This is a genomic window from Tianweitania sediminis, from assembly GCF_017813335.1.
GTDB lineage: Bacteria > Pseudomonadota > Alphaproteobacteria > Rhizobiales > Rhizobiaceae > Tianweitania > Tianweitania sediminis.
Genome location: NZ_JAGIYY010000002.1, coordinates 331852 through 351875, shown reverse-complemented (window position 1 = coordinate 351875; position 20024 = coordinate 331852). Strand labels below are relative to the sequence as shown.

Below are 20024 nucleotides of genomic sequence, written 5' to 3'. Positions count from 1 at the left end.
GTTCTTCCGTGTGGAGAATGGCAGTGGCTGCTACCACGCTGGCCCGGCAAAGGGAAGACGCGCCAAGGCGTCTTCCCACAGCAGGCTAGACAGCGAACTGGTAGGTCGCCGGCACAAAGCGGAAGCCGGTGTCGAGGGGCTCCACGAAGCCCACTGACGGATGTGGCATGTGATAGCCGATAAAGGGCATCCGGTCGGATGCTAGCATTCCGAAGATCCGTTTGCGGGTTTCGGCAGCCTGCTCCTTGTTCATGTCGAAGGATACTTCCCAGTCCGGCCGCTGCAGCGAGGCCACGAAATGATTGGCTGTGTCCGCCGTCAGAAGAAGGTTGCGTCCTTCGCTTTCCAGCATGAACACCATGTGGCCGGGCGTATGGCCCGTCGCCGCCATCGCCGTGATACCAGGCGCAACCTGCGCGTTGTCTTCGATGAAGGTCATCTTGTCCTTCAACGGGACAACCTTGGATTGGACTGCCTTTGCATTGCCTTCCGCCGGCGTGCCGGCGCGATCAGGCGACGTCCAGAAATCATATTCCGTCTGGCCGGCGACATAGCGGGCGCCGATGAAGGCCGGTTGATCGCCTTCCATCAAACCGTTGATGTGGTCGCCATGCATGTGGGTGATCACCACCGTCGTCACGTCCGAAGGCGAATAGCCGGAATCTGCCATGCGGCGCGTCAGCTGCCCCAGCCCGGCTTCGCGCCCGGCAGGGCCCATGCCGGTGTCGAACAGGATCAGTTCCGAGCCGGTGTTCACCAGAACGGGATTGAACATGTTGACCATGCGCTTGGGCGGAAGGAAGTTTTCCACCATCAACGCTTCCACTTCCTCCGCAGGCTGGTTCGCGCCGAAGGTCGGATGCGGACCGTCGCCGGGGCGCATGCCGTCAAGGATCACCGTGACCTCGAAGTTGCCGAGGGTGAAACGGTGGAAACCAGCGTTGCCCACCTCTGGCTTCTGCGGCGCCGCGGCAAAAGCTGCTCGCGTCATGAGCTGGGGGGCGGCCAAGGCGGCCGTTCCGGCGAAAGCGCCAGCCTTGAAAAGCGTGCGACGGTCGATCGAGCCAAGCATGGAACTCTCCCTTTTGATGATGAGGGAAAGCTACCCGCTTCCTATGACGTGGCAATCGGCCTCACAGCAAAGTGACGCGTCTAGTGCTCACGGGCCGCCCTTGCGAGACCTTGCGCCACCAAACGGTCGATCACCTCGGCATAAGGGATGCCGCTTGCCGCCATGGCCTTTGCGTACATGCTGATGTCCGTGAAGCCCGGGATCGTGTTCACCTCGTTGACGATCAGCCGCATCTCGTTTGTGACAAAGAAATCCACGCGGGCCATCCCATCGCACCCCAGGGCGTGGAAAGCACGATCGGCCATTTCGCGCATCTGGCCTTCGACCTCGGCAGGCAGGTCAGCGGGAACGTTCAGCGTCGCTCCATCGGCGTCTGTATATTTGGCATCATAGCTGTAGAAGCCGTGGCTTTCCGCGGGCACGATCTCTCCCGGTCGGGACACGAAACGCGTTCCGTCCGCATCTTCGAGCACGCTGCACTCAATCTCGCGGCCATCGACGAACTCCTCCACAAGGAGCGTTGTGTCGTGCTTGAAGCCTTCGGTGAAGGCGTGTTGGTATCCAGCCTCCGCCACTACCTTGCTGACGCCAACGGAGGAGCCCTGGCGCGCCGGCTTGATGAACAACGGCAAGCCAAGCCGCTCCTTCAGAGCGGAGAAGGGTGGCACATTCGCAGCGTTTACCGTCACCCATCGAGCAACGGGCAGGCCCGCCTCGCCTAGAAGGCGCTTGGCCATGCTCTTGTCGAGAGCGGTTGCGGAGCCGAGTATCCCGCAGCCAACCAGCGGCACGCGCGCCACGGCAGCCAGGCCTTGCACGGACCCGTCTTCCCCGTGCAGCCCGTGGAGAACCGGGAAGATGGCGCCGACGGGGGGAAGTTCCTGAGACGCTTCTCCCGGCGTCACAGCAAGCATCCGACCTTTCCCTCCAGGCAGGAGGCAAAGCTCCGTTCCTTCGGTGGGTCGAGTGAGGTCGCCATCCGCGAAGCGACTCAAGAGCCAGCGTCCATCGCGCGTCACGAAAATCGGCACCGCATCGTATTTTTCGGGATCCAGAGCGCGCAGGACGTTCGTCGCCGAAAGGATCGAAACGTCATGTTCGGCCGACCGCCCACCGAACAGAACCGCCATTCGTAGTCGTTTTGCCGAACCGTCCGCCATGCTGTTCTCGCCTCTTTCGAATGCAACAAAGTCCGCGCAGCTGTGCGACGTCGGACGCGCGGACACTCGGGTGCGCATGGTAAAGAAGTTCTTTCCAGTTGCATCTACGCTTGCGCCGATCGCTCCACCTTGGACCACCACTCAGCCGATGCGTGGCATTGACTTCCGGGCGGCCGCGGAAAGTTTGGGAGCGATGGTGCCGATCTTTCGCCTCTTGCGCCTCCTCGCCGCCCGGAGGCAACTGTCCAAATGAAGCGTTCCTTGCCGCTGGTGCTCGCCGTGGCGCTGTTCATGGAGCAGATGGACTCCACTGTGATCTCGACCTCGCTGCCGGCGATCGCGCGCGACATCGACACGAGCCCCATTGCGCTGAAGCTTGCCCTCACCGCCTACCTTGTTTCGGTTGCGATCTTCATTCCCGTAAGCGGCTGGATGGCAGACCGCTACGGCGCCAAGAACATCTTTCGCAGCGCAATCGGCGTTTTCGTGATCGGCTCCATCGCCTGCGCCTTCGCTGGCTCCCTCGGCGCTTTTGTTGGCGCGCGCTTCCTTCAGGGGATGGGCGGCGCGATGATGACGCCGGTGGCGCGCCTCGTGCTGGTGCGCGCCACAAGCAAGTCCGAACTCATCAATGCCATGGCATTGCTCACCATCCCCGCCCTCGTGGGGCCGCTTGTCGGGCCGCCTGTTGGCGGCTTCATCACCACCTATTTCACCTGGCACTGGATCTTCCTGATCAACGTGCCGATCGGCCTTGCCGGGATCTTTTTCGCCGGGCGCATCTTGCCGGACATGCCGGGCATCAAGGGCGAAGGCATCGACACCGCCGGCTTCGTGCTGGCCGGCCTTGCGGCTTCGGGTCTGGTGTTCGGCTTGTCGGTGGTCAGTTTGCCGGTTCTGCCGATCTGGGTTGGCGTGGCCACGATCCTTGTCGGTCTCCTTGCCGGCCTTCTTTACCTGCCACACGCAAAGCGGCATCCGGCGCCGATTCTCGACCTGACCCTGTTCCGAAAGCCGGTGTTCCGACGTGCGGTTCTCGGCGGAACCCTGTTTCGCTTCGGGATCGGCGCCATCCCTTTCCTGCTGCCGTTGTTTTTCCAACTTGTGTTCAAGCTGACGCCGTTTCAATCGGGTCTGCTGACCTTTGCGTCGGCCGGCGGCGCGTTGATGATGAAGTTCCTGGCGCCCACGTTGTTGCGGTGGTTCGGCTTCCAGATGGTGCTGATTGCCACAGCCTTGATTGGCGGCGCGCTGATCATCGCCAACGGCTTCTTCACGCCGGATACGCCACACCTCGTGATCATTGTTGTTCTCGTAGCAGCAGGCTTCTTCCGATCGCTATTCTTCACCTCGGCCAACGCCCTGGTGTTTGCCGAGATCGACGGCAAGGAAGCAGGACCAGCGACGGCGATTTCGGCGGCTTCGCAGCAGATTTCAATTGCGATCGGCGTGGCGATTGCCGGCGCAATCCTCGAGGTCGCGCCGATCTTCAACGGCGCGCCCCTCAGTCACCAAACATTTGCGGTTGCGTTCACCGTCGTTGGGCTTCTAGCCATGCTGGCGATCCTGCCATTCCTGCGGCTTGACCGGAATGCCGGCAGCGACGTTTCAGGGCATCGCGCGCAACCCCCGGTCCGCGATCCGCTCGCCCAGCAGCCACCGGTGGTTTAGCTCTGGTCTTCCGGCGCTTCTGCCGGCTCTGCCGCCCGCCCCTTGAAGTCGCGAGCCAGAAGATAAAGCTCCACGGATTCGTCGCGAGACGCCGGCGGCTTCACGTGATGGACTGACTTGAAGTTCTTTTTCAGCCGGTCGAGCAGGTCGTTTTCGGTGCCGCCCTGAAACGTCTTTGCCAGGAAATGCCCACCGGGCTTCAGCACCGAAATGGCAAAATCCGCGGCGACCTCACACAAATGCATCGTGCGGATGTGGTCGGTGCGGCGGTGGCCGGTGGTGGGCGCGGCCATGTCCGACAGGACCACGTCGGGTGACCCGCCGAGCGCTTCCATCAGCCGAGCCGGGGCATCGTCATCGAGGAAGTCCATTTGCAGGAGCGTGACGCCGGGCAGCTGGTCCATCTCGAGATAGTCGATGCCGACAACCCGCTTGTCGTCGTCACTCGATCCAACGCGCCCGACGGCGACCTGGCACCAGCCACCCGGCGCCGCACCGAGGTCGATCACCCGTTGGCCCTTCTTGAGGATATGATGGCGATCATCGATCTCGATCAGCTTGTAGGCTGAGCGCGCACGATATCCCTCCATTTTGGAACGGTGCACATACGGATCATTAAGGTGCCGCTCCAGCCACCGGCGCGACGAGTTTTTTAGCCCGCTCTTCTTCTTGATCCGCGTCTTCAGCGCGCGGGCGCCGCTGCCGGTTGTGGTGGGGCGCTTACTCGGGGGCTTCATCGGGCAACCGCCGTGTTGGCGGGGTTGTTCGGGCGCCGCCAGGCGCCGTCATCGCCCATTAGCTCGCTCAAGATGCCTTCCCGCAAGCCGCGGTCGGCGACGCGCAACCGCTGCGAAGGCCAAACCTGGCGGATGGCTTCCAGGATCGCGCAGCCGGCCAGCACCAGATCCGCGCGATCGGGTCCGATGCAGGGGTTCGCCACGCGCTGCGCAAAATCCCAGGAAACCAGCTTGGCAATCATGGCGTCGACATTCTCTTTTTCCAGCCACAAACCATCAACGCGGCGACGGTCGTAGCGCTCCAAACCCAGATGCACGCCAGCCAATGTCGTGACAGTGCCCGATGTGCCAAGCAGATGAAAGTCTGGGCCGGCAGCCAGGTCGCCCAGCTTGCCGCGATCCGCGAAGCGATCCAGCATTCCTGCGACATCGGCCACCATGGCGTCGAAAATGGCCGGCGTCACCGTTTGTCCGCCAAAGCGCTCGGCGAGCGATACCACGCCCACCGGAAGCGAGGTCCACGCGACGATGTGGCGGGCAAGCCGCGGGCGCCGGTCGCCGGACACATCAACCAGCGCGATTTCCGACGAGCCACCGCCGATGTCAAACAACACCACCGCCTTTGTGCCGCGCTCCACCAGCGAACCGCAGCCGGAAACGGCGAGGCGTGCTTCCGTTTCGCGGTCGATGATTTCCAGTTCGAGCCCCGTTTCGCGACGCACCCGCTCCAGGAACTCTGCGCCATTCTCGGCCGACCGACAGGCCTCGGTTGCAATCAGCCGCGCACGACGGATCTGACGTGCGGCAAGCTTGTCGGCACAAACCTTCAAGGCTTCCACCGCACGGTTCATGGCCGCTTCTCCCAACCGACCGGTGGCGGTGAGGCCCTCGCCCAGCCGCACGATGCGCGAAAAGGCGTCGATGACCCGAAACTGGCCGGACCGAGTGGGAACGGCCACAAGCAGGCGACAGTTGTTTGTGCCGAGATCGAGCGCAGCATAAGCGGGCACGTCGTGCGGGCGGGGGCGAACGCCCGCGGTGGGGGCGAGCCGGACCTGCGACGCCGTTGTTGGCCGCTGGGCAGGCTGCGCTGCTGCCGCCTTCGCTGGCGTGGCAGGGTTCGGTGCGCTGCTCGCGGCTGATGACTTGCCGTGCTTGCCGCGACGCCGCTTGCGGCCGGCCGGAGGCTTCGGTGGCGCTTCCGCGCCACTGACGCTTCGTGCCTTGGCTTCAACTGGTGGTCGCGCTGAAAGCTCGCCGCCCCCCTTGCGGCCGCGCTTGCGCCGGCGTCGCCGCTTCGATGACGGATCTGCCGGAACGGCCGCCGGCCCGGCGGGCTTTGCGGATCGGCCGGCGTCCTGCGACATGCCAGCCTTGGAGGCGCGCGATGCGACCTCTGACCCATGCATCGACCCCCTGTTCGCCGGCGCGCCTGCGCCGGGTTCGGGATCTTTCACGTCCAATCCTTCCGCGCCGAGCGCCAAGGGCGGCTACAGGCGCATTTGTTTTCAAGTTGTCCGCACCGTAGCAGCCAAAAGGCCGATCACCAAGTGTGTTGCGCGCCGGGTTCTCACTTGAAAAGCGACCGCTCCGCGTCCATCTCGTGCGCCATCCCCAACATCAGCAAGAATGCCATGGATACCCAGATCAAGACTCCTGAAACCAAGAGCTTCGAAGCGGATGTCGCGCGCCTTCTGCACATGATGGTGCATTCGGTATACTCCGACCGCGACGTGTTTCTGCGCGAGTTGATCTCGAACGCCGCCGATGCCTGCGAAAAGCTCCGCTACGAGGCCCTTGCGCAGCCGGAGCTTGCGGGCGAGGCCTTCCAGCCCCGCATCACCCTCCATGCTGACAAGGACGCCAAGCGCCTCGTGGTGGAGGACAACGGCATCGGCATGACGCGCGAAGACATGACGGAAGCGCTTGGTACGATCGCCCGGTCGGGAACACGCGCCTTCATGGAGCGCGTGGAAGCCGCAAAGGCCGGTGAGTCGGCGCAGCTCGTCGGACAGTTCGGCGTGGGTTTCTATTCGGCCTTCATGGTTGCCGACCGAGTGGAGGTCTTCACGCGCAAGGCTGGCGGGAACGAGGCCTGGCACTGGGCATCCGACGGGAAAGGCTCCTACGAGATTGGCGAAGCGCAACCGGGCGACGCGCCGGAACGAGGGACCCGCGTCGTGCTTCACCTCATGGACGACGCAACGAGCTATGCCGAGCGCTGGACCCTGGAACGGCTGGTGAAGGAACAGTCCGGGCACGTGCCGGTGCCAATCTCGCTTGTCGAAAAGCCGGGCGAGGAGGCAAAGGAAATCGCAGACGGAACGGCGCTCTGGACCAAGTCGAAGAGCGACGTGAAACCCGAAGAGTATGCCGACTTCTACCGCGGCGTTTCGGGGCAGTACGACGAGCCGGCGCTGACGGTCCATTACCGCGCGGAAGGTCGTCACGAGTATTCCACCCTCGCCTTTGTGCCTGGGTCGCCGCCCTTCGACCTGTTCGACCAGGACCGGCATGGGCGCATGAAGCTTTACGTCCGCCGCGTGTTCATCACGGACGAGGCGGAGCTCCTGCCGCGCTATCTTCGCTTTGTGCGCGGCATTGTGGATTCGGCCGATCTGCCGCTCAACCTGTCGCGCGAAATGATCCAGGAAAGCCCCTTGCTTGGCGCGATCCGAAAGGGCGTGACCAACCGTGTGCTTGGCGATCTCGGCAAACTCGCCGAGAACGATCCGGCCGCTTATGCAAAGGTCTGGGGCAACTTCGGCACGGTTTTGAAGGAAGGGATCTACGAAGACTTCGAGCGTCGCGAGCAGCTATTGAAGCTGGCGCGGTTCCGTACGACGCGCTCGGGCGAGGATCTGCGCAGCTTGGCCGACTACATCGCGGACATGAAGGAAGGGCAGAAAGCCATTTTCTTCATGACAGGCGACAGCCGCAGCCGTTTGGAAGCATCCCCGCAGTTGGAAGGCTTTAGCGCCCGCGACGTGGAAGTCTTGCTGCTGACCGAACCGATCGACAGTTTCTGGGTGCTCAATGCTCCCGAATTTGAGGGGAAGCCCTTCAAGTCGGTGACGCAAAGCGGTGCGGATCTCGCCGACATCGCACGGGACAACAAGGCAGCGGACGCGTCTGCCGAAACAACACCGGAAGTCGAGGCCTTCCTCGCGTTCATCAAGAACACGCTCGGCGACGCGGTTGCGGATGTGCGAGCATCCGACCGCCTGACCGAAAGCGCGGTTTGCCTGGTTGCACCGGAAAACGGACCGGACCGGCAGTTCGAGCGGCTTCTGAGTGCGGCCGGGCGTCTCGACACAGCGTCCAAGCCGATCCTCGAGATCAATACAGGGCATGCGCGTATCGCCGAACTCGCGCGGCTCGGCGGCGCAGACGAGGAACTCAAGGCCGACATCGCGCATCTCCTTTATGATGAAGCGCGCGTGCTGGATGGCGACAAGCCGGCAGATCCTCGGGCCTTCTCGTCCCGCCTCGCCCGCGTGATCGCGCGAGGCCTTCCTGCAGCCTGAGGCGCATGAGCGCGACACAGCCTTGAACGTGTCGCGCTCACCGTCCCGACGGCAAGTCATGCATCTGGTATACCTTGACCGCGACCTTCGGTGAAACTTTCCCCGCCGATCAGAGTTTGCAGGCTCGATCCACTACGGGAGCTTGCGATTGGCGGAAGAGGTCAACCCCCTTATCAGGGCTTTGGAACAGTATGATGTGCTGTCCGACGAGGAAAGAGACGCATTAAGGGCACTGCCGCTCCGCACGCGCCTCCTGCAGAAGAATGAAGAGATCATCCGCGAGGGCGATCGCCCGACCCACAGCTGTTTGCTGGTCGCAGGCTTCGCCGCCCGGACGCAGAACCTGGAGGATGGGAAGCGGCAGATCACCAACCTTCATGCTCCCGGGGATTTTGTCGATCTTCACAGCCTCCTTCTGAAGCGGATGGATCACAATGTGATTGCCTTCAGCGACTGCGAGGTCGCCTTCATTCCGCACGGCGCGCTCCGCGAACTGATCGACCGCCACAACCACCTGTCGCGGCTTCTTTGGGTGACCACCCTCGTCGATGCTGCGATCGACCGGGCCTGGATCACCTGTCTTGGGCGACGCCCCGCCATAGATCATCTCGCGCACTTCATCTGCGAGTTGTTCACCCGCTTGAAGGGACGCGGCTTGAACGACGGAAACAGCATTCTTTTCGGCGCAACACAGGTTGAGCTGGGTGACATTCTCGGGATGTCCACCGTCCACGTGAACCGCACGATCCAAGACCTTCGCAAACTCGGCTTGATCGATTGGGAGGCCGGCCGCGTGACGATCCGGGACTTCGATCGACTGGCAGATCGCGCCGGCTTTGATCCCGCTTATCTGAACCAGTGGGTTGAACCAAGATGACGCAGGCAAACACCGGCACCCGGTTCTTTTTCGATGTCTTCGACGGCAGCCGCTTCGACCATGATGAGATAGGGACAGTGCTCGCGTCCCGTGATGAGGTTCGCGTCCAGTCGACGACCCTGCTTCCCGCGCTTGCTTCCGACGTGTTGCCGGATGGCAATCACCGCACCTTCGTTGTGCGCGTACGCGACGAAAGCGGACGCTACATCTTCGAAGCGACCATGGTGATGAGCACCGGCTTCCTGGACTAACAGGTCGCCGGGATCTGACGAAAACGGCGGTTTACAGGCGCCTCGCGGTAGGGAAGATGATGGCATTTCGTGCCACTCCCCTTCGCTTCAGGACCTCCTCCATGCTTGACGATCCCCGCTCGCACGGACTTTGGGAACGAACCGCGCCGCCGGCTCCGGTCACGGCAGCGCTGAACGACACCATCCAAAGCGATGTGGTGGTTGTTGGCGCCGGTTTCACAGGCTTGTCGGCTGCACTTCACCTCGCAACCAATGGTGTACGCGTGGTGGTTCTGGAAGCTGCGGAGATCGGTTTCGGCGGCTCGGGTCGCAATGTCGGCCTGGTGAATGCGGGCCTGTGGACCATGCCCGACGATCTTCCGGAGGCGCTCGGGCCCGTTCACGGCGAGCGACTGCTCACCCTCCTCGGGAACGCGCCCAGCGTGGTGTTCGACTTGGTGGAACAGCATGGCATCGCCTGCGAGGCGACACGCACCGGCACCCTGCATCTCGGCGTCGGCAAGAAGGGCACCGCCGAATTGACTGAGCGGGCGCGACAATGGCAGGCCCGGGATGCTCCGGTTGAGCTCCTCGAGCGCGCCGAAACCGCGCGCAAGGTCGGCACCAGCCATTACGCGTCGGCACTGCTTGACCGGCGGGCGGGCACGATCCAGCCGCTTGCCTATGTTCGCGGCCTCGCCGACGCAGCCCTTCGCGCTGGCGCAACCATCCACACGCGGTCGCCGGTGACGGGTGCGGTGGAAGACGGCGCGGGGTGGCGCGTCGAAACGCCATCGGGCGCGGTCACGGCGCAATGGGTGATCGTTGCAACCAATGCATATACCGCCAGGCCCTGGCCGGAGATCCGCGAGGAAGTTGTCCATCTCCCTTACTTTAACATCGCTACAGTGCCCCTTTCCGCGAATGTCCGCTCCTCAATCCTGCCGGAACGCCAAGGGTGCTGGGACACAAAGGAAGTGCTTTCGTCGTTTCGCTTCGACCAGGCGGGCCGTCTGGTGATCGGCAGCGTCGGCGCGCTGCGCGGCTCGGGGACGGCGATCCACCGCCGGTGGGCGCGGCGCTCGCTCCAGCGCCTGTTTCCGCAACTCGGTGACATTGCCTTTGAAGCCGAATGGTACGGAAAGATCGGCATGACTGCGGATTCGCTGCCGCGCTTCCACCGCCTGGCGAACCGCGTCGTGTCGTTCAGCGGCTACAATGGACGCGGGATCGGGCCGGGAACCGTATTTGGACAGGTTCTCGCGCAACTGGTGTCGGGGCAGATCGGCGAAGACGACCTACCCCTCCCGCTCACCCAGCCTGAGCCGCAGCGTTTCCGTGGCGCGCGCGAGGCATATTACGAGCTCGGAGCCCAGATCGCCCACTTGTCGTCGCGGGTTTGACGTCGAAGGACGCCTTGAGAGTCAGGCGCGAAGCGACTAGCAAGGTTCCCTGACACGACTGCACGCGCCTTCGCACCGATTTCTTGTGACTGCGCTCGCGGCCAATAACAGTTCATCCGCATGAGAGGATCCCATGGGAAACCACGTGCCCGCCAGTGACATTCGCGCCGCCTTCTCGGCTGCCATGTCTTCCATGTATCGCGCGGAAGTGCCGGCTTACGGCACGCTGATGGACCTCGTCGCCGATGTGAACGACCGCGTCCTGACCGAAAACGCTTCCCTGCGCGAAAGCCTGCAAGCGAGCAACGCGCTCGACCGCATTTCCGACGAGCGCCATGGCGCCATTCGGCTCGGCACACCGCAGGAACTCGCGACCATGCGGCGCGTGTTTGCGGTGATGGGCATGTTCCCCGTCGGCTACTACGATCTGTCGGAAGCCGGGGTGCCGGTTCATTCCACGGCGTTCCGGCCGGTAGGCGAAGACGCGTTGTCGGTGAACCCGTTCCGCGTTTTCACGTCCCTGCTGCGCCTCGACCTCATCGCCGATGAAGCGTTGCGCGCCGAAGCGCAGGCGGTGCTGAACGGTCGACAGATCTTCACGGAACGGGCCCTGCAGCTTGTGGAGAAGGCGGAACACAATGGCGGCCTCGACAAGGCCGATGCCGACCGCTTCGTTCAGGAAGTGCTGGAAACCTTCCGCTGGCATGACAAGGCCATCGTCTCGGCCGATCTTTACAAGCGCCTGCACGACTCCCACCGGCTGATCGCCGATGTCGTTTCGTTCAAGGGGCCGCACATCAACCACCTGACGCCGCGAACCCTCGACATCGATGCCGTGCAGGACCAGATGCCGGCGCGCGGCATCTCGCCAAAGGCCATCGTGGAAGGTCCGCCGACGCGCGCATGCCCAATCCTGCTTCGTCAAACATCCTTCAAGGCGCTGGAAGAACCTGTTTCTTTTCAGGGTCACGATGGCGCCTGGCATTCGGGCTCGCACACGGCACGGTTTGGCGAAATCGAGCAGCGCGGCATCGCGCTGACACCCAAAGGACGCGCACTTTACGACCGGCTTCTGGATGAAACCCGCGCCAAGGTGCGCCCGGCCGCTGATGGCTCCAACGCCGCCGCTTATGTCCAGGCGCTCCGCGACACCTTCAGGCAGTTTCCCGATGATTGGGCCGGCATCCGTGCCCAGGGGCTGGGCTATTTTACCTATTCGCTGAATGCCAAGGGCAAGGCGGCGGGTCCGCAAGGTCAAACAGACATCGAAACCCTGTTGGCGAACGGTTTGGTGCGCTTCGATCCAGTGACCTACGAGGATTTCCTGCCGGTGAGTGCCGCGGGCATCTTCCAGTCCAATCTCGGCGACCATGCCGCGCAGGCCTTCGAAGCGAGCCCCAACCAGAAGCGTTTCGAAGCCGATCTTGGAGTCTCCGTGCTGGATGAGTTCGCGCATTATGCGGCGATCGAGCAGGCATCGATTGACGCCTGCCGCGCAGCGCTTGGCCGACAGGAAGCGGCGGAATAAGCCGCAGACATGATTGCTGACGACCACAGGCGCGCCCTTGTTGCCCTCCTCGGCCCCGACAACGTGCTGTGGGAGGACGGCGATCGCGTGTCCTACGAAAGCGGAGCGCGTTTCGACCGTGGCCGCGCCGCGCTGATCCTTCGCCCGCGCGACACCCAAACCGTGTCCGCGGCAGTCAGCTACTGCGTCAAGCACGACATCGCCATTGTTGCACAAGGCGGCAACACGGGCGTGGTGTCCGGTTCCACGCCCGACGACACGGGAGAACAGGTGGTCCTCAGCCTCGATCGGCTGACGCAGCGCTTCGAACTTGACCGCGAAAACCGTTCCTTGCGCGTTGATGCGGGTTTCCTGCTTTCCGACGTCAACGGGAGGCTTGCCAAGCACGGGCTACAGTTTCCGATCGACCTGGGCGCCGATCCGCGACTTGGGGGCATGCTGTCGACCAACACCGGCGGGTCACGCTTTCTCCGGTATGGCGATGTGCGGCAAAACGTGCTTGGCATCACGGCGGTTCTGGCGGACGAAAACGGCACCGTGCTCGACCTGATGTCGGGTTTGCGCAAAAACAACACCGGCGTCGACTGGAAGCACATCTTCATCGGCACGGTGGGTGCATTCGGCATCATCACGGAATGCGAACTCAACCTCGAACCGCTTCCGTTGCAGGTGGCCACGGCGCTTCTGGTGCCGCGGGATGGCGCGGCCGTGATGCGCTTGCTGGCTGCCATGGAACGGCAACTCGGCTCCTATCTTTCAGCTTTCGAGGGCATGTCGGGGAATGCGATCGACGCTGCCCTGGTCCATGTTCCGTCTCTACGCAACCCGTTCAGCAACGGCGAAACCGCGCCTTACGCCATTCTTGCGGAAGTAAGCCGTGATTGGCCGATCCGGGAAGGCGAACAGTCGCTCGATCTCGTTTTGGAGACCGTGCTTGCCGAAATCTGGGGAAGCGACGATGCGCCTTTAGCCGATGCGTTTGTCGGCCCGCCGCAAGAGCTTTGGGCGCTTCGCCATGCCCTCTCGGAAGGCGTCAAGGCGAGCGGGCGGCTGGTCGGATTCGACCTTTCATTTCGGCGTGGCGACGTGATCCGCTTTTGCGACCACATGAAGGAAACGCTGCCGGAGCGCTACCCGGGCATCAGGATCTGCGACTTCGGCCATATCTGCGACGGAGGGGTCCACTTCAACCTGGTGCTGCCGGCCGAAACGACCTTCGACGCGGCGGCCGAACAGGCGCTGCGGGCCTATGTCTACGGCACAGCCGTGGAAAGCTTCGGGGGCAGCTTCTCGGCCGAACACGGTATCGGCCGCAAGAACCAAGCGTTCTATGATCGATACACGAGCGATCATCGCCGCGCGCTTGCGGACGGTTTAAAGCAACTGACCTCACCTGCCAGGCTTGGCACGGTTCGCTTCGGATCAGCCTGACGCCCGCGCCCGATATCTCATAGGGCCGTAGCCCGGTGCGTGGCTATCGGAACACAACAACCGGAACGCGGCAGGTTTGGATAACTTCCCGCGTGGTGGAACCGAGAAAAAGGCTGCGAAGCCGGGAATGGCGGTAAGCGCCCATCACCAGAAGGTCGTGCCCTTCCCTTTCCAAGACTTGCGGGATCACCGTTTCGGCCTCCCCGGGCAGAAGCGCGACAGCAGACTCAATGCCCGCAGCCTTCAGGGTTGAGGCGGCTGCTGTCAGCTTGTTCTGGTTGGCGTCAGTGCTTTCGCCCACCATCAGCAGCTTCAGCTCGACTCCGCGCAGGATCTCGCTGCGGGACACCCGTTCCACAGCAGCAAACGCAGTCGGCTCGCCATCGAAGGCGATCATCACGCGCTGGATCGGCTTGAAAGCGCGTGACACGATCACGACAGGCATCTGCGTTGAGCGAACCACGCGTTCCAAGTTGGACCCAAGATGCTCCCGCGCAAAATCGCTGCCTTCGCCGCGTTTGCCGATTACGATCATGTCCGCTTGCGGCTGGAGATCCTGAACCGTTTCAAGGAGATCCCCGTTGCGCAGCCGTGTTTCGACCTGCTGAACGCCGGCAGCTTCTAGCCGCGTTTTCGCATCATCGAGCAGCAACCGGCCGCGCTTTTGCGCCACCTTGGCCTTTTGAGCATCCAGGTCCGCCAGTTCCTGAAGCAGCGCCGTGCGGGCGCCGAGACCGATGTTGCCGCTGAGGTCAACGGGCTCGCTGGAAAGATCCCGGCGACCAATCACGTGCAGAAGGTCGATCGAAACCGCGGTGCGGCCGGCGATCCAGACGACGTGATCGCAAACGCTGCCGGCGTAAGATGAACCGTCGATCAGTGCCAGAATGCGCGTCATGATTTCCCCCTAGTGTCCCATCAGGCGTTCCATGGCGCCTGGCTTGTCGTGAATGGCCAGACGATCAACGATCGTCTCGCTGGCCTGGTTCATGCCCAGGATCTCCACCTCCGCGCCTTCGCGACGGAACTTCAGCACGATCATGTCGAGCGCCGCGACGCTAGATATGTCCCAAATATGCGCACGAGTGACGTCAATCGTGACCTTCTCCAGGACTTCCTTGAAGTCGAAGGCCTTGTTGAAGTCCTCCACCGAAGCGAAAAACAGCTGACCCTCCACCTGGTAGGTGCGGTGGTTGCCGTCCGGCGACAGGTTCGAGGTAATGCGGAATATCTGCGCGATCTTCCAGGCAAAGAACACGGCCGACAAAAGCACGCCAATCAGCACGCCAATGGCAAGGTTGTGGGTGTAAACGACGCCCACAACCGTGGCGATCATGACGAGCGACGAGGATCGCGGATGATCCCGGAGGTTCTTGATGGACGACCAGGAAAAGGTGCCGATCGACACCATGATCATGATGGCGACAAGGGCCGCCATCGGGATCTGGCTCACGAGATCGCCCAAAACGAGGATCATGAACAGGAGGAGAACCCCTGCCGTGAAGGTCGACAGGCGCCCACGCCCGCCGGACTTCACATTGATGATGGACTGACCGATCATGGCGCATCCGGCCATCCCGCCGATGAAGCCGGTGGCGGTGTTGGCGATGCCCTGCCCGATGCACTCGCGATTGCGATCGCTGGGCGTGTCGGTCAGGTCGTCCACGATCTGGGCCGTCATCAGCGACTCCAGCAAGCCTACCGCCGCGACCGCCGCCGAGTACGGCAGGATGATCATCAGGGTTTCCAGGTTGAACGGAATCTGCGGGATCAGGAAGACGGGCAAGGTCGAAGGCAGTTCGCCCATGTCGCCCACGGTGCGCACATCAAAGCCAAACAGGAGCGAAAGCACCGTGAGAACCACGATACACACCAGCGGCGACGGCACAGCACGCGTCACGTGGGGGAAAAGGTAGATGATCGCGAGTCCAGCTGCCACGAGGATATAGGTGAGCAACGGTACGCCGATCAGCTCCGGCAGCTGCGCCATGAAGATCAGGATCGCGAGCGCGTTCACGAAGCCCGTCATCACCGAGCGCGACACGAAACGCATAAGGCCGCCAAGCCGCAGCAGCCCGGCCGCGATCTGCAACACGCCTGCAAGAACGGTGGCGGCCAGAAGATACTGCAGACCGTAATCACGAACCAGCGTCACCATTAGAACGGCGGTTGCAGCAGTGGCTGCCGAGATCATGCCTGGTCGGCCGCCCACAAAGGCAATCAGCACCGCGATCGAGAAGGAAGCATAGAGCCCGACCTTCGGGTCGACGCCGGCGATGATCGAAAAAGCGATGGCTTCGGGGATAAGGGCAAGCGCGACGACGAGACCGGCAAGCAGATCGGCCCGCACATTGCCGAACCATTCGGTTCTCAGGGTCCCCAGGAAATCTCGATGCAAAACAGTGGTCTCCATGCTGCGGCGTTGGAAGGGGCCGTCGGCAAAGTGGGTAAGTGGTGAAAAGCGGCGTGCAGAACCCGCGCCTCGTGATCGCAAACAATCAACAAAGCCAAGACGGTTCTGTGGTGGCTGGTCGTCAAATCGGTGCTCACTGCAAGATCGTGGCAGGAGCGAGCTGGTTGCCGGGGGATAGGCGCCCGGAGAAGCCACCCGCGGTGCGGGTCCGGTTGATGATGGTGTTATTGCGGCAAACGCTTCTCAGATCAAGGGCATTATCGCACCGCACCAAGAGGAGGCGGTGTTCGGATCGCTGAAGAGGCGGGCTGGAAAACAGGCGAACCGGTTACAAGCCGATCAGGACCCCTCCGAGCGCGCCGACGATCACAACCAGCCATGGCGGAGCGTTCCACACCAGCAAGAGCACAAAGCAGGTCAGGCCCAGCGCAAAGGACGCAGGGTCGACAATCGCGCTGGTAAACACGGGATCGTAAAGGGCAGCGCCGAGGACGCCAACCACGGCGGCGTTCGCGCCGCGCATGAGCGCCTGCGCTCCTTCCTTTGCCCGCAACTGGTCCCAGAACGGCAGAGCGCCGAACAGAAGCAGAAAACCGGGCAGGAAGATAGCAACCAGCGCGATCACCGCACCCGCAACGCCGTTGGGTAAGGGTTGGAGAACAGCGCCAAGATAGGCGGCGAAGGTGAACAAGGGGCCAGGCACCGCCTGCGCCGCGCCATAGCCGGCGAGGAAAGCGTCGGCCGTGACCCAGCCCTTCGCAACCGTTCCGGCTTCCAACAACGGCAAAACCACATGGCCGCCCCCGAATACCAGCGCACCGGAGCGGTAAAAGGCGTCGAATACAGCGATGCCCTGCGACGCGCCTGTGGCGGCCAGGATCGGAAGACTTACGGCCAGGATCAGAAATAAAGCGAGGCTGATCAGCCCGGCAGAAGCAGGAACTCCGAACGGCACCGTGTTCAGAGATGCGTTCGCGATGGAACCGCGGCACCAGATCAAGCCAGCCACAGCGCCGGCCGCGATCGCTGCGACCTGCCCGAGAGGCCCCGCAGCCACAATCACGATCAAAACGGCAGTCAGCGCGATCGTCGCACGTTGCCGGTCCGGGCAAAGATTTTTTGCCATGCCCCAGACGGCTTGCGCCACGATCGCCACGGCAACGACCTTCAGCCCGCTGACGATCCCGGTGCCGATCGGCCCCGCAAAAGCGTCGGCTCCATAGGCGAAGGCGATGAGCAGGAGTGCCGAAGGCAATGTGAAGGCCAGAAACGCAGCCAAAGCCCCGAGGAGGCCTGCCCGTAGGAGACCCAGGGCAAAGCCGACCTGGCTCGAAGCGGGGCCAGGTAGGAACTGGCAAAGCGCCACAAGATCGGCATAGCCCTTCTCGTCGATCCAGCCGCGCCGTTCCACGAGTTCATTGCGGAAATAGCCCAGATGGGCGATCGGACCTCCGAAAGAGGTCAGGCCGAGCTTCAGGAAGACGCGAAAGACTTCTGCGGGCGTGCCGTTGCGGGTGGCGATCCGTCTATGCGGCGTGTCGGGAATGTTTGCCATGCGGTTGCTGGAAGCCTAGCCTGAAGCGGTCTGCCAGAGGCCATTGCGCAGCGTTCATGACAAGCTCATGACAGCCGCGACCGGACGGTCACGACTTAAGCGATCAAGCCACCTGCGCAACGATGTCGGTGATCCAAGGAAGCGCCACATCCTCCGGAGCATCGCCGCTCGATGCATCATGCGTGACGCGCTCTCCGACCTGCACGGCGCCTTTCGCTTGGAGCTTTTCGGCCAGCGTTTTCGAGCCATGCGTGAACGTCTTGCTGTATTCGGCGTCACCAAGGCCGAACATCGCGAAGCGCAAGGCAGACAGGTCGTAGGAGCCAGCGTCGAGCTTTTCAGCAAACGGGCGGGCGGAGCTGGGCAGTTCCCCTTCGCCATAAGTGGAGCACACGATCACGGCAAAGCTTTCGCCATCAAGCTCGGCTGGGTCGACATCCGCCAGATCACGGCAGGTGACATCGTGTTCGCTTTCCAGCGCGGACTGGATGTCTTCTGCCAGCATTTCGGCATTGCCGGTTTCCGTGCCGAAAAGGACGTCGATTTTCATGAATTGGTCTCCTGTTCGCCCGCCACGCGCAAAAGCTCGTTCTTGCCAGCAAGCTTCTGCCGACACCGGTTTGGCGCCGCCGCTGCCAGTTCCGCGCTGTCGATCTTCTGCCAGCCGGTGTAGTCCACAACATCCCGCAGGCCTGCAAAGATATGGGACCCTTCCCGATCGGGATTCGGTGAGATTTCTTCGAGCAAACGCGTCGCCAGCGCCTGCGCTTCGGTTCGGCTGTCGGGGATCGTTCCCCGCGGACCACGCCAAAACCAGCCTGCCGCAAACAGATTTTCGGCCAGCTTGCCGCTCGCATCCGGTTCGGCCGCCGAAAGCAGGGCCTCGCGATCGAAATCGCCGCTGGACTGGAAGCCGATCGCCGTCAGGATGCTGGATGCCGGAATGATCTCCTCACCTTCAGCGCTAGCAACCTTCAGGCCGGACACACGGTCCGTTCCTTCAACGGAACGAAGTTGCAGCCCAAAGCGGAAGATGATGCGGGTTGATCCCTTCGCGTGGCCATGGATTTCGGACAGCGCTTCGAGGCGCTTTCGCTCCTCCTCGTCTTCCGATGAATGCACGCCCGCCACGTCGATCGTGACATTTGTGAGCTTGGCCAGTTCCCGCACCATCACAGGGTCGAACTTCGCCTTGCCGGCCGGTGATCGCCCGATCACGGTCAGCGTTTCAAACCTGTTTGCTGCAAGCCACGCGGTTGGTCCGGGGCCGAGATCGGATCCATGAAGTTCATCCGCCGTCTTGGCGAGCACCCTCAAGAGATCAATGGCCACATTACCGTTGCCGACGATCACCGGCGCGGAACCGAGATCGGGCAGCGCGTCGGCTTCGGGATGTTCGTGGAGAGCCCGGGTCAGCGCGGCGGACCCGTAAACGCCCGGCAAAGTGTCACCGGGAATCCCCAGCTTGCGATCTGCCGACAAACCCGCGGCTAGAATCACCGCATCATAAGCGCTTCTCAGCGTCGCAAGGGAGATATCCTGTCCGATCCGGACATTTCCAAAGAAGCCGGCGCCCTGACGCTCGAAGATGCGGCTGAACTGGCGGGACACCGCCTTCGTGCCCTGATGATCGGACGCCACGCCATAGCGGACCAGCCCAAAAGGCACCGGCAAAGCGTCGATGATGTCGACCTGCAGGTCCGGCGCTGCCTTCAGCAAAGCCTGCGCAGCGTAGCATCCTGATGGACCGGATCCGACGATTGCGACCTTTGCCTTCATGCGCCTCCACCTGTTCGCGTGCTGTGTGCCGGTTTGAACACCGACTAACAAGATCCAATGCCACCCGATGCTTGAAGCGACAGGCAATCTTCGCTATACGATGTTTGTTGCGAATAGCGCACAAACTTGGGGCGGTAAAGTCCGCTTTCAAGACAAGCTTTGACATCTGGAAGGTTGCAAATGAACGCGCGGGACGATGCAGAGCTAGGCGATGCGCTGGAACCCGGCGCACCCGACACGTGGATCAGGGCGGCAAACAGTGCCGACCTTGAGATCCCGCGCCCTGTGATCCCCGTGACGCTTTTCGGCCAGCGGCTGGTGTTGTTTCGCGACGACGAAGGGGAGCTTGGCCTGATCGGGCGCCATTGTCCTCACCGCGGCGCTGATCTTTGTTTTGGCCGACGCGAAGACAACGGCCTGCGGTGTCCGTTTCATGGCTGGCATTTCGATCGCAACGGCCAGTGCGTGGAACAACCCGCCGAGCCCGCGGATTCCACCATGTACAAGACGATCAAGCTGCCCAGTTATCCTGTTGTGGAGAAGGACGGCGCGATCCTGACCTATATGGGCAAGGGCGAGCCGCCGCGCGACGTCGTGGTTCCCGCGCAGCCCGCCGCTTCTGCTACCCGCTGAACGTCCCG

At 62.6% G+C, this 20024-nt stretch carries 17 protein-coding genes and 1 other annotated feature; of the genes, 8 read left to right on the top strand and 9 right to left on the bottom strand.

Annotated elements, in window-relative coordinates; genetic code table 11:
• Nucleotides 1-85: 85 nt before the first annotated feature.
• Both J5Y06_RS08690 and J5Y06_RS08685 read right to left on the bottom strand, forming a co-directional pair.
• Nucleotides 86-1072 carry an MBL fold metallo-hydrolase gene (locus J5Y06_RS08690; RefSeq protein ID WP_209334743.1) on the bottom strand — a complete coding sequence of 329 codons (987 nt, stop codon included), beginning with the start codon at nt 1070-1072 and terminating at the stop codon, nt 86-88.
• Between the two features lie 80 nt (nt 1073-1152).
• Complete coding sequence (locus J5Y06_RS08685; protein WP_209334742.1) at nt 1153-2232, bottom strand: D-alanine--D-alanine ligase family protein; 1080 nt, start codon at nt 2230-2232, stop codon at nt 1153-1155.
• A gap of 249 nt (nt 2233-2481) precedes the next feature.
• Between J5Y06_RS08685 and J5Y06_RS08680 the strand changes: the two genes are divergently transcribed.
• Nucleotides 2482-3903 carry an MFS transporter gene (locus J5Y06_RS08680; protein ID WP_209334741.1) on the top strand — a complete coding sequence of 474 codons (1422 nt, stop codon included), beginning with the start codon at nt 2482-2484 and terminating at the stop codon, nt 3901-3903.
• On the opposite strand, the gene J5Y06_RS08675 is transcribed toward J5Y06_RS08680, so the two are convergent.
• Together J5Y06_RS08675 and J5Y06_RS08670 are read right to left on the bottom strand one after the other, a co-directional pair.
• Nucleotides 3900-4640, bottom strand: coding sequence for an RlmE family RNA methyltransferase (locus J5Y06_RS08675; protein ID WP_209334740.1), 741 nt, complete (start codon nt 4638-4640; stop codon nt 3900-3902). The genes J5Y06_RS08680 and J5Y06_RS08675 overlap by 4 nt on opposite strands.
• Complete coding sequence (locus tag J5Y06_RS08670; RefSeq protein WP_209335102.1) at nt 4637-6049, bottom strand: Ppx/GppA phosphatase family protein; 1413 nt, start codon at nt 6047-6049, stop codon at nt 4637-4639. Before J5Y06_RS08670 ends, J5Y06_RS08675 begins: the two co-directional genes overlap by 4 nt.
• Nucleotides 6050-6274: 225 nt before the next feature.
• Between J5Y06_RS08670 and htpG the strand changes: the two genes are divergently transcribed.
• The 6 genes from htpG (at nt 6275) to J5Y06_RS08640 (ending at nt 13636) form a co-directional block, all read left to right on the top strand.
• Nucleotides 6275-8167: a molecular chaperone HtpG gene (gene htpG, locus J5Y06_RS08665; RefSeq protein ID WP_209334739.1), complete on the top strand. Its 1893-nt coding sequence runs from the start codon at nt 6275-6277 to the stop codon at nt 8165-8167.
• 148 nt (nt 8168-8315) lie between these two features.
• The gene (locus tag J5Y06_RS08660) at nt 8316-9044 is read left to right on the top strand and encodes a Crp/Fnr family transcriptional regulator (RefSeq protein ID WP_245247706.1); all 729 of its coding nucleotides are present in this window, start codon (nt 8316-8318) and stop codon (nt 9042-9044) included.
• On the top strand, nt 9041-9295 hold the full coding sequence (locus J5Y06_RS08655) for a DUF6894 family protein (protein WP_209334738.1): 255 nt from the start codon (nt 9041-9043) through the stop codon (nt 9293-9295). The genes J5Y06_RS08660 and J5Y06_RS08655 overlap by 4 nt, the downstream gene beginning before the upstream one ends.
• A gap of 101 nt (nt 9296-9396) precedes the next feature.
• A complete protein-coding gene (locus J5Y06_RS08650; RefSeq protein ID WP_209334737.1) occupies nt 9397-10677 on the top strand; it encodes an NAD(P)/FAD-dependent oxidoreductase in 1281 nt (426 codons plus the stop codon).
• Between the two features lie 133 nt (nt 10678-10810).
• Complete coding sequence (gene hglS / locus J5Y06_RS08645; protein WP_209334736.1) at nt 10811-12205, top strand: 2-oxoadipate dioxygenase/decarboxylase HglS; 1395 nt, start codon at nt 10811-10813, stop codon at nt 12203-12205.
• A 9-nt stretch (nt 12206-12214) separates the two neighbouring features.
• A complete protein-coding gene (locus tag J5Y06_RS08640) occupies nt 12215-13636 on the top strand; it encodes an FAD-binding oxidoreductase (protein WP_209334735.1) in 1422 nt (473 codons plus the stop codon).
• Between the two features lie 43 nt (nt 13637-13679).
• On the opposite strand, the gene J5Y06_RS08635 is transcribed toward J5Y06_RS08640, so the two are convergent.
• The 5 genes from J5Y06_RS08635 to J5Y06_RS08615 form a co-directional block, all read right to left on the bottom strand.
• Complete coding sequence (locus tag J5Y06_RS08635) at nt 13680-14534, bottom strand: universal stress protein (protein WP_209334734.1); 855 nt, start codon at nt 14532-14534, stop codon at nt 13680-13682.
• A gap of 9 nt (nt 14535-14543) precedes the next feature.
• Nucleotides 14544-16049, bottom strand: coding sequence for a SulP family inorganic anion transporter (locus J5Y06_RS08630; RefSeq protein ID WP_209334733.1), 1506 nt, complete (start codon nt 16047-16049; stop codon nt 14544-14546).
• A 161-nt stretch (nt 16050-16210) separates the two neighbouring features.
• Nucleotides 16211-16262: a sequence feature (sul1 is cis-regulatory element that is thought to sense ions involved in sulfur or methionine metabolism; They are found in Alphaproteobacteria), on the bottom strand.
• Nucleotides 16263-16377: 115 nt separating this feature from the next.
• Nucleotides 16378-17604 (bottom strand): chromate efflux transporter, encoded by a 1227-nt coding sequence (chrA, locus tag J5Y06_RS08625; protein ID WP_209334732.1) that lies wholly within the window; start codon nt 17602-17604, stop codon nt 16378-16380.
• 103 nt (nt 17605-17707) lie between these two features.
• Nucleotides 17708-18154, bottom strand: a complete 447-nt coding sequence (locus tag J5Y06_RS08620) for a flavodoxin domain-containing protein (RefSeq protein WP_209334731.1) — start codon at nt 18152-18154, stop codon at nt 17708-17710.
• The gene (locus tag J5Y06_RS08615; RefSeq protein ID WP_209334730.1) at nt 18151-19383 is read right to left on the bottom strand and encodes an FAD-dependent oxidoreductase; all 1233 of its coding nucleotides are present in this window, start codon (nt 19381-19383) and stop codon (nt 18151-18153) included. Before J5Y06_RS08615 ends, J5Y06_RS08620 begins: the two co-directional genes overlap by 4 nt.
• A gap of 180 nt (nt 19384-19563) precedes the next feature.
• Between J5Y06_RS08615 and J5Y06_RS08610 the strand changes: the two genes are divergently transcribed.
• Nucleotides 19564-20016 carry a Rieske 2Fe-2S domain-containing protein gene (locus J5Y06_RS08610; protein WP_209334729.1) on the top strand — a complete coding sequence of 151 codons (453 nt, stop codon included), beginning with the start codon at nt 19564-19566 and terminating at the stop codon, nt 20014-20016.
• The last annotated feature ends 8 nt before the right edge of the window (nt 20017-20024 follow it).

What these genes read in the sequence shown, in the direction of transcription:
- htpG (WP_209334739.1), top strand. Translation starts at nt 6,275, where the DNA reads ATGGATACCCAGATCAAGACTCCTGAAACCAAGAGCTTCGAAGCGGAT.
- J5Y06_RS08690 (WP_209334743.1), bottom strand. Translation starts at nt 1,072, where the DNA reads ATGCTTGGCTCGATCGACCGTCGCACGCTTTTCAAGGCTGGCGCTTTC.
- J5Y06_RS08685 (WP_209334742.1), bottom strand. Translation starts at nt 2,232, where the DNA reads ATGGCGGACGGTTCGGCAAAACGACTACGAATGGCGGTTCTGTTCGGT.
- hglS (WP_209334736.1), top strand. Translation starts at nt 10,811, where the DNA reads ATGGGAAACCACGTGCCCGCCAGTGACATTCGCGCCGCCTTCTCGGCT.
- J5Y06_RS08630 (WP_209334733.1), bottom strand. Translation starts at nt 16,049, where the DNA reads ATGGAGACCACTGTTTTGCATCGAGATTTCCTGGGGACCCTGAGAACC.
- J5Y06_RS08655 (WP_209334738.1), top strand. Translation starts at nt 9,041, where the DNA reads ATGACGCAGGCAAACACCGGCACCCGGTTCTTTTTCGATGTCTTCGAC.
- chrA (WP_209334732.1), bottom strand. Translation starts at nt 17,604, where the DNA reads ATGGCAAACATTCCCGACACGCCGCATAGACGGATCGCCACCCGCAAC.
- J5Y06_RS08635 (WP_209334734.1), bottom strand. Translation starts at nt 14,534, where the DNA reads ATGACGCGCATTCTGGCACTGATCGACGGTTCATCTTACGCCGGCAGC.
- J5Y06_RS08670 (WP_209335102.1), bottom strand. Translation starts at nt 6,049, where the DNA reads ATGCATGGGTCAGAGGTCGCATCGCGCGCCTCCAAGGCTGGCATGTCG.
- J5Y06_RS08620 (WP_209334731.1), bottom strand. Translation starts at nt 18,154, where the DNA reads ATGAAAATCGACGTCCTTTTCGGCACGGAAACCGGCAATGCCGAAATG.
- J5Y06_RS08640 (WP_209334735.1), top strand. Translation starts at nt 12,215, where the DNA reads ATGATTGCTGACGACCACAGGCGCGCCCTTGTTGCCCTCCTCGGCCCC.
- J5Y06_RS08650 (WP_209334737.1), top strand. Translation starts at nt 9,397, where the DNA reads ATGCTTGACGATCCCCGCTCGCACGGACTTTGGGAACGAACCGCGCCG.
- J5Y06_RS08610 (WP_209334729.1), top strand. Translation starts at nt 19,564, where the DNA reads ATGAACGCGCGGGACGATGCAGAGCTAGGCGATGCGCTGGAACCCGGC.
- J5Y06_RS08615 (WP_209334730.1), bottom strand. Translation starts at nt 19,383, where the DNA reads ATGAAGGCAAAGGTCGCAATCGTCGGATCCGGTCCATCAGGATGCTAC.
- J5Y06_RS08675 (WP_209334740.1), bottom strand. Translation starts at nt 4,640, where the DNA reads ATGAAGCCCCCGAGTAAGCGCCCCACCACAACCGGCAGCGGCGCCCGC.
- J5Y06_RS08680 (WP_209334741.1), top strand. Translation starts at nt 2,482, where the DNA reads ATGAAGCGTTCCTTGCCGCTGGTGCTCGCCGTGGCGCTGTTCATGGAG.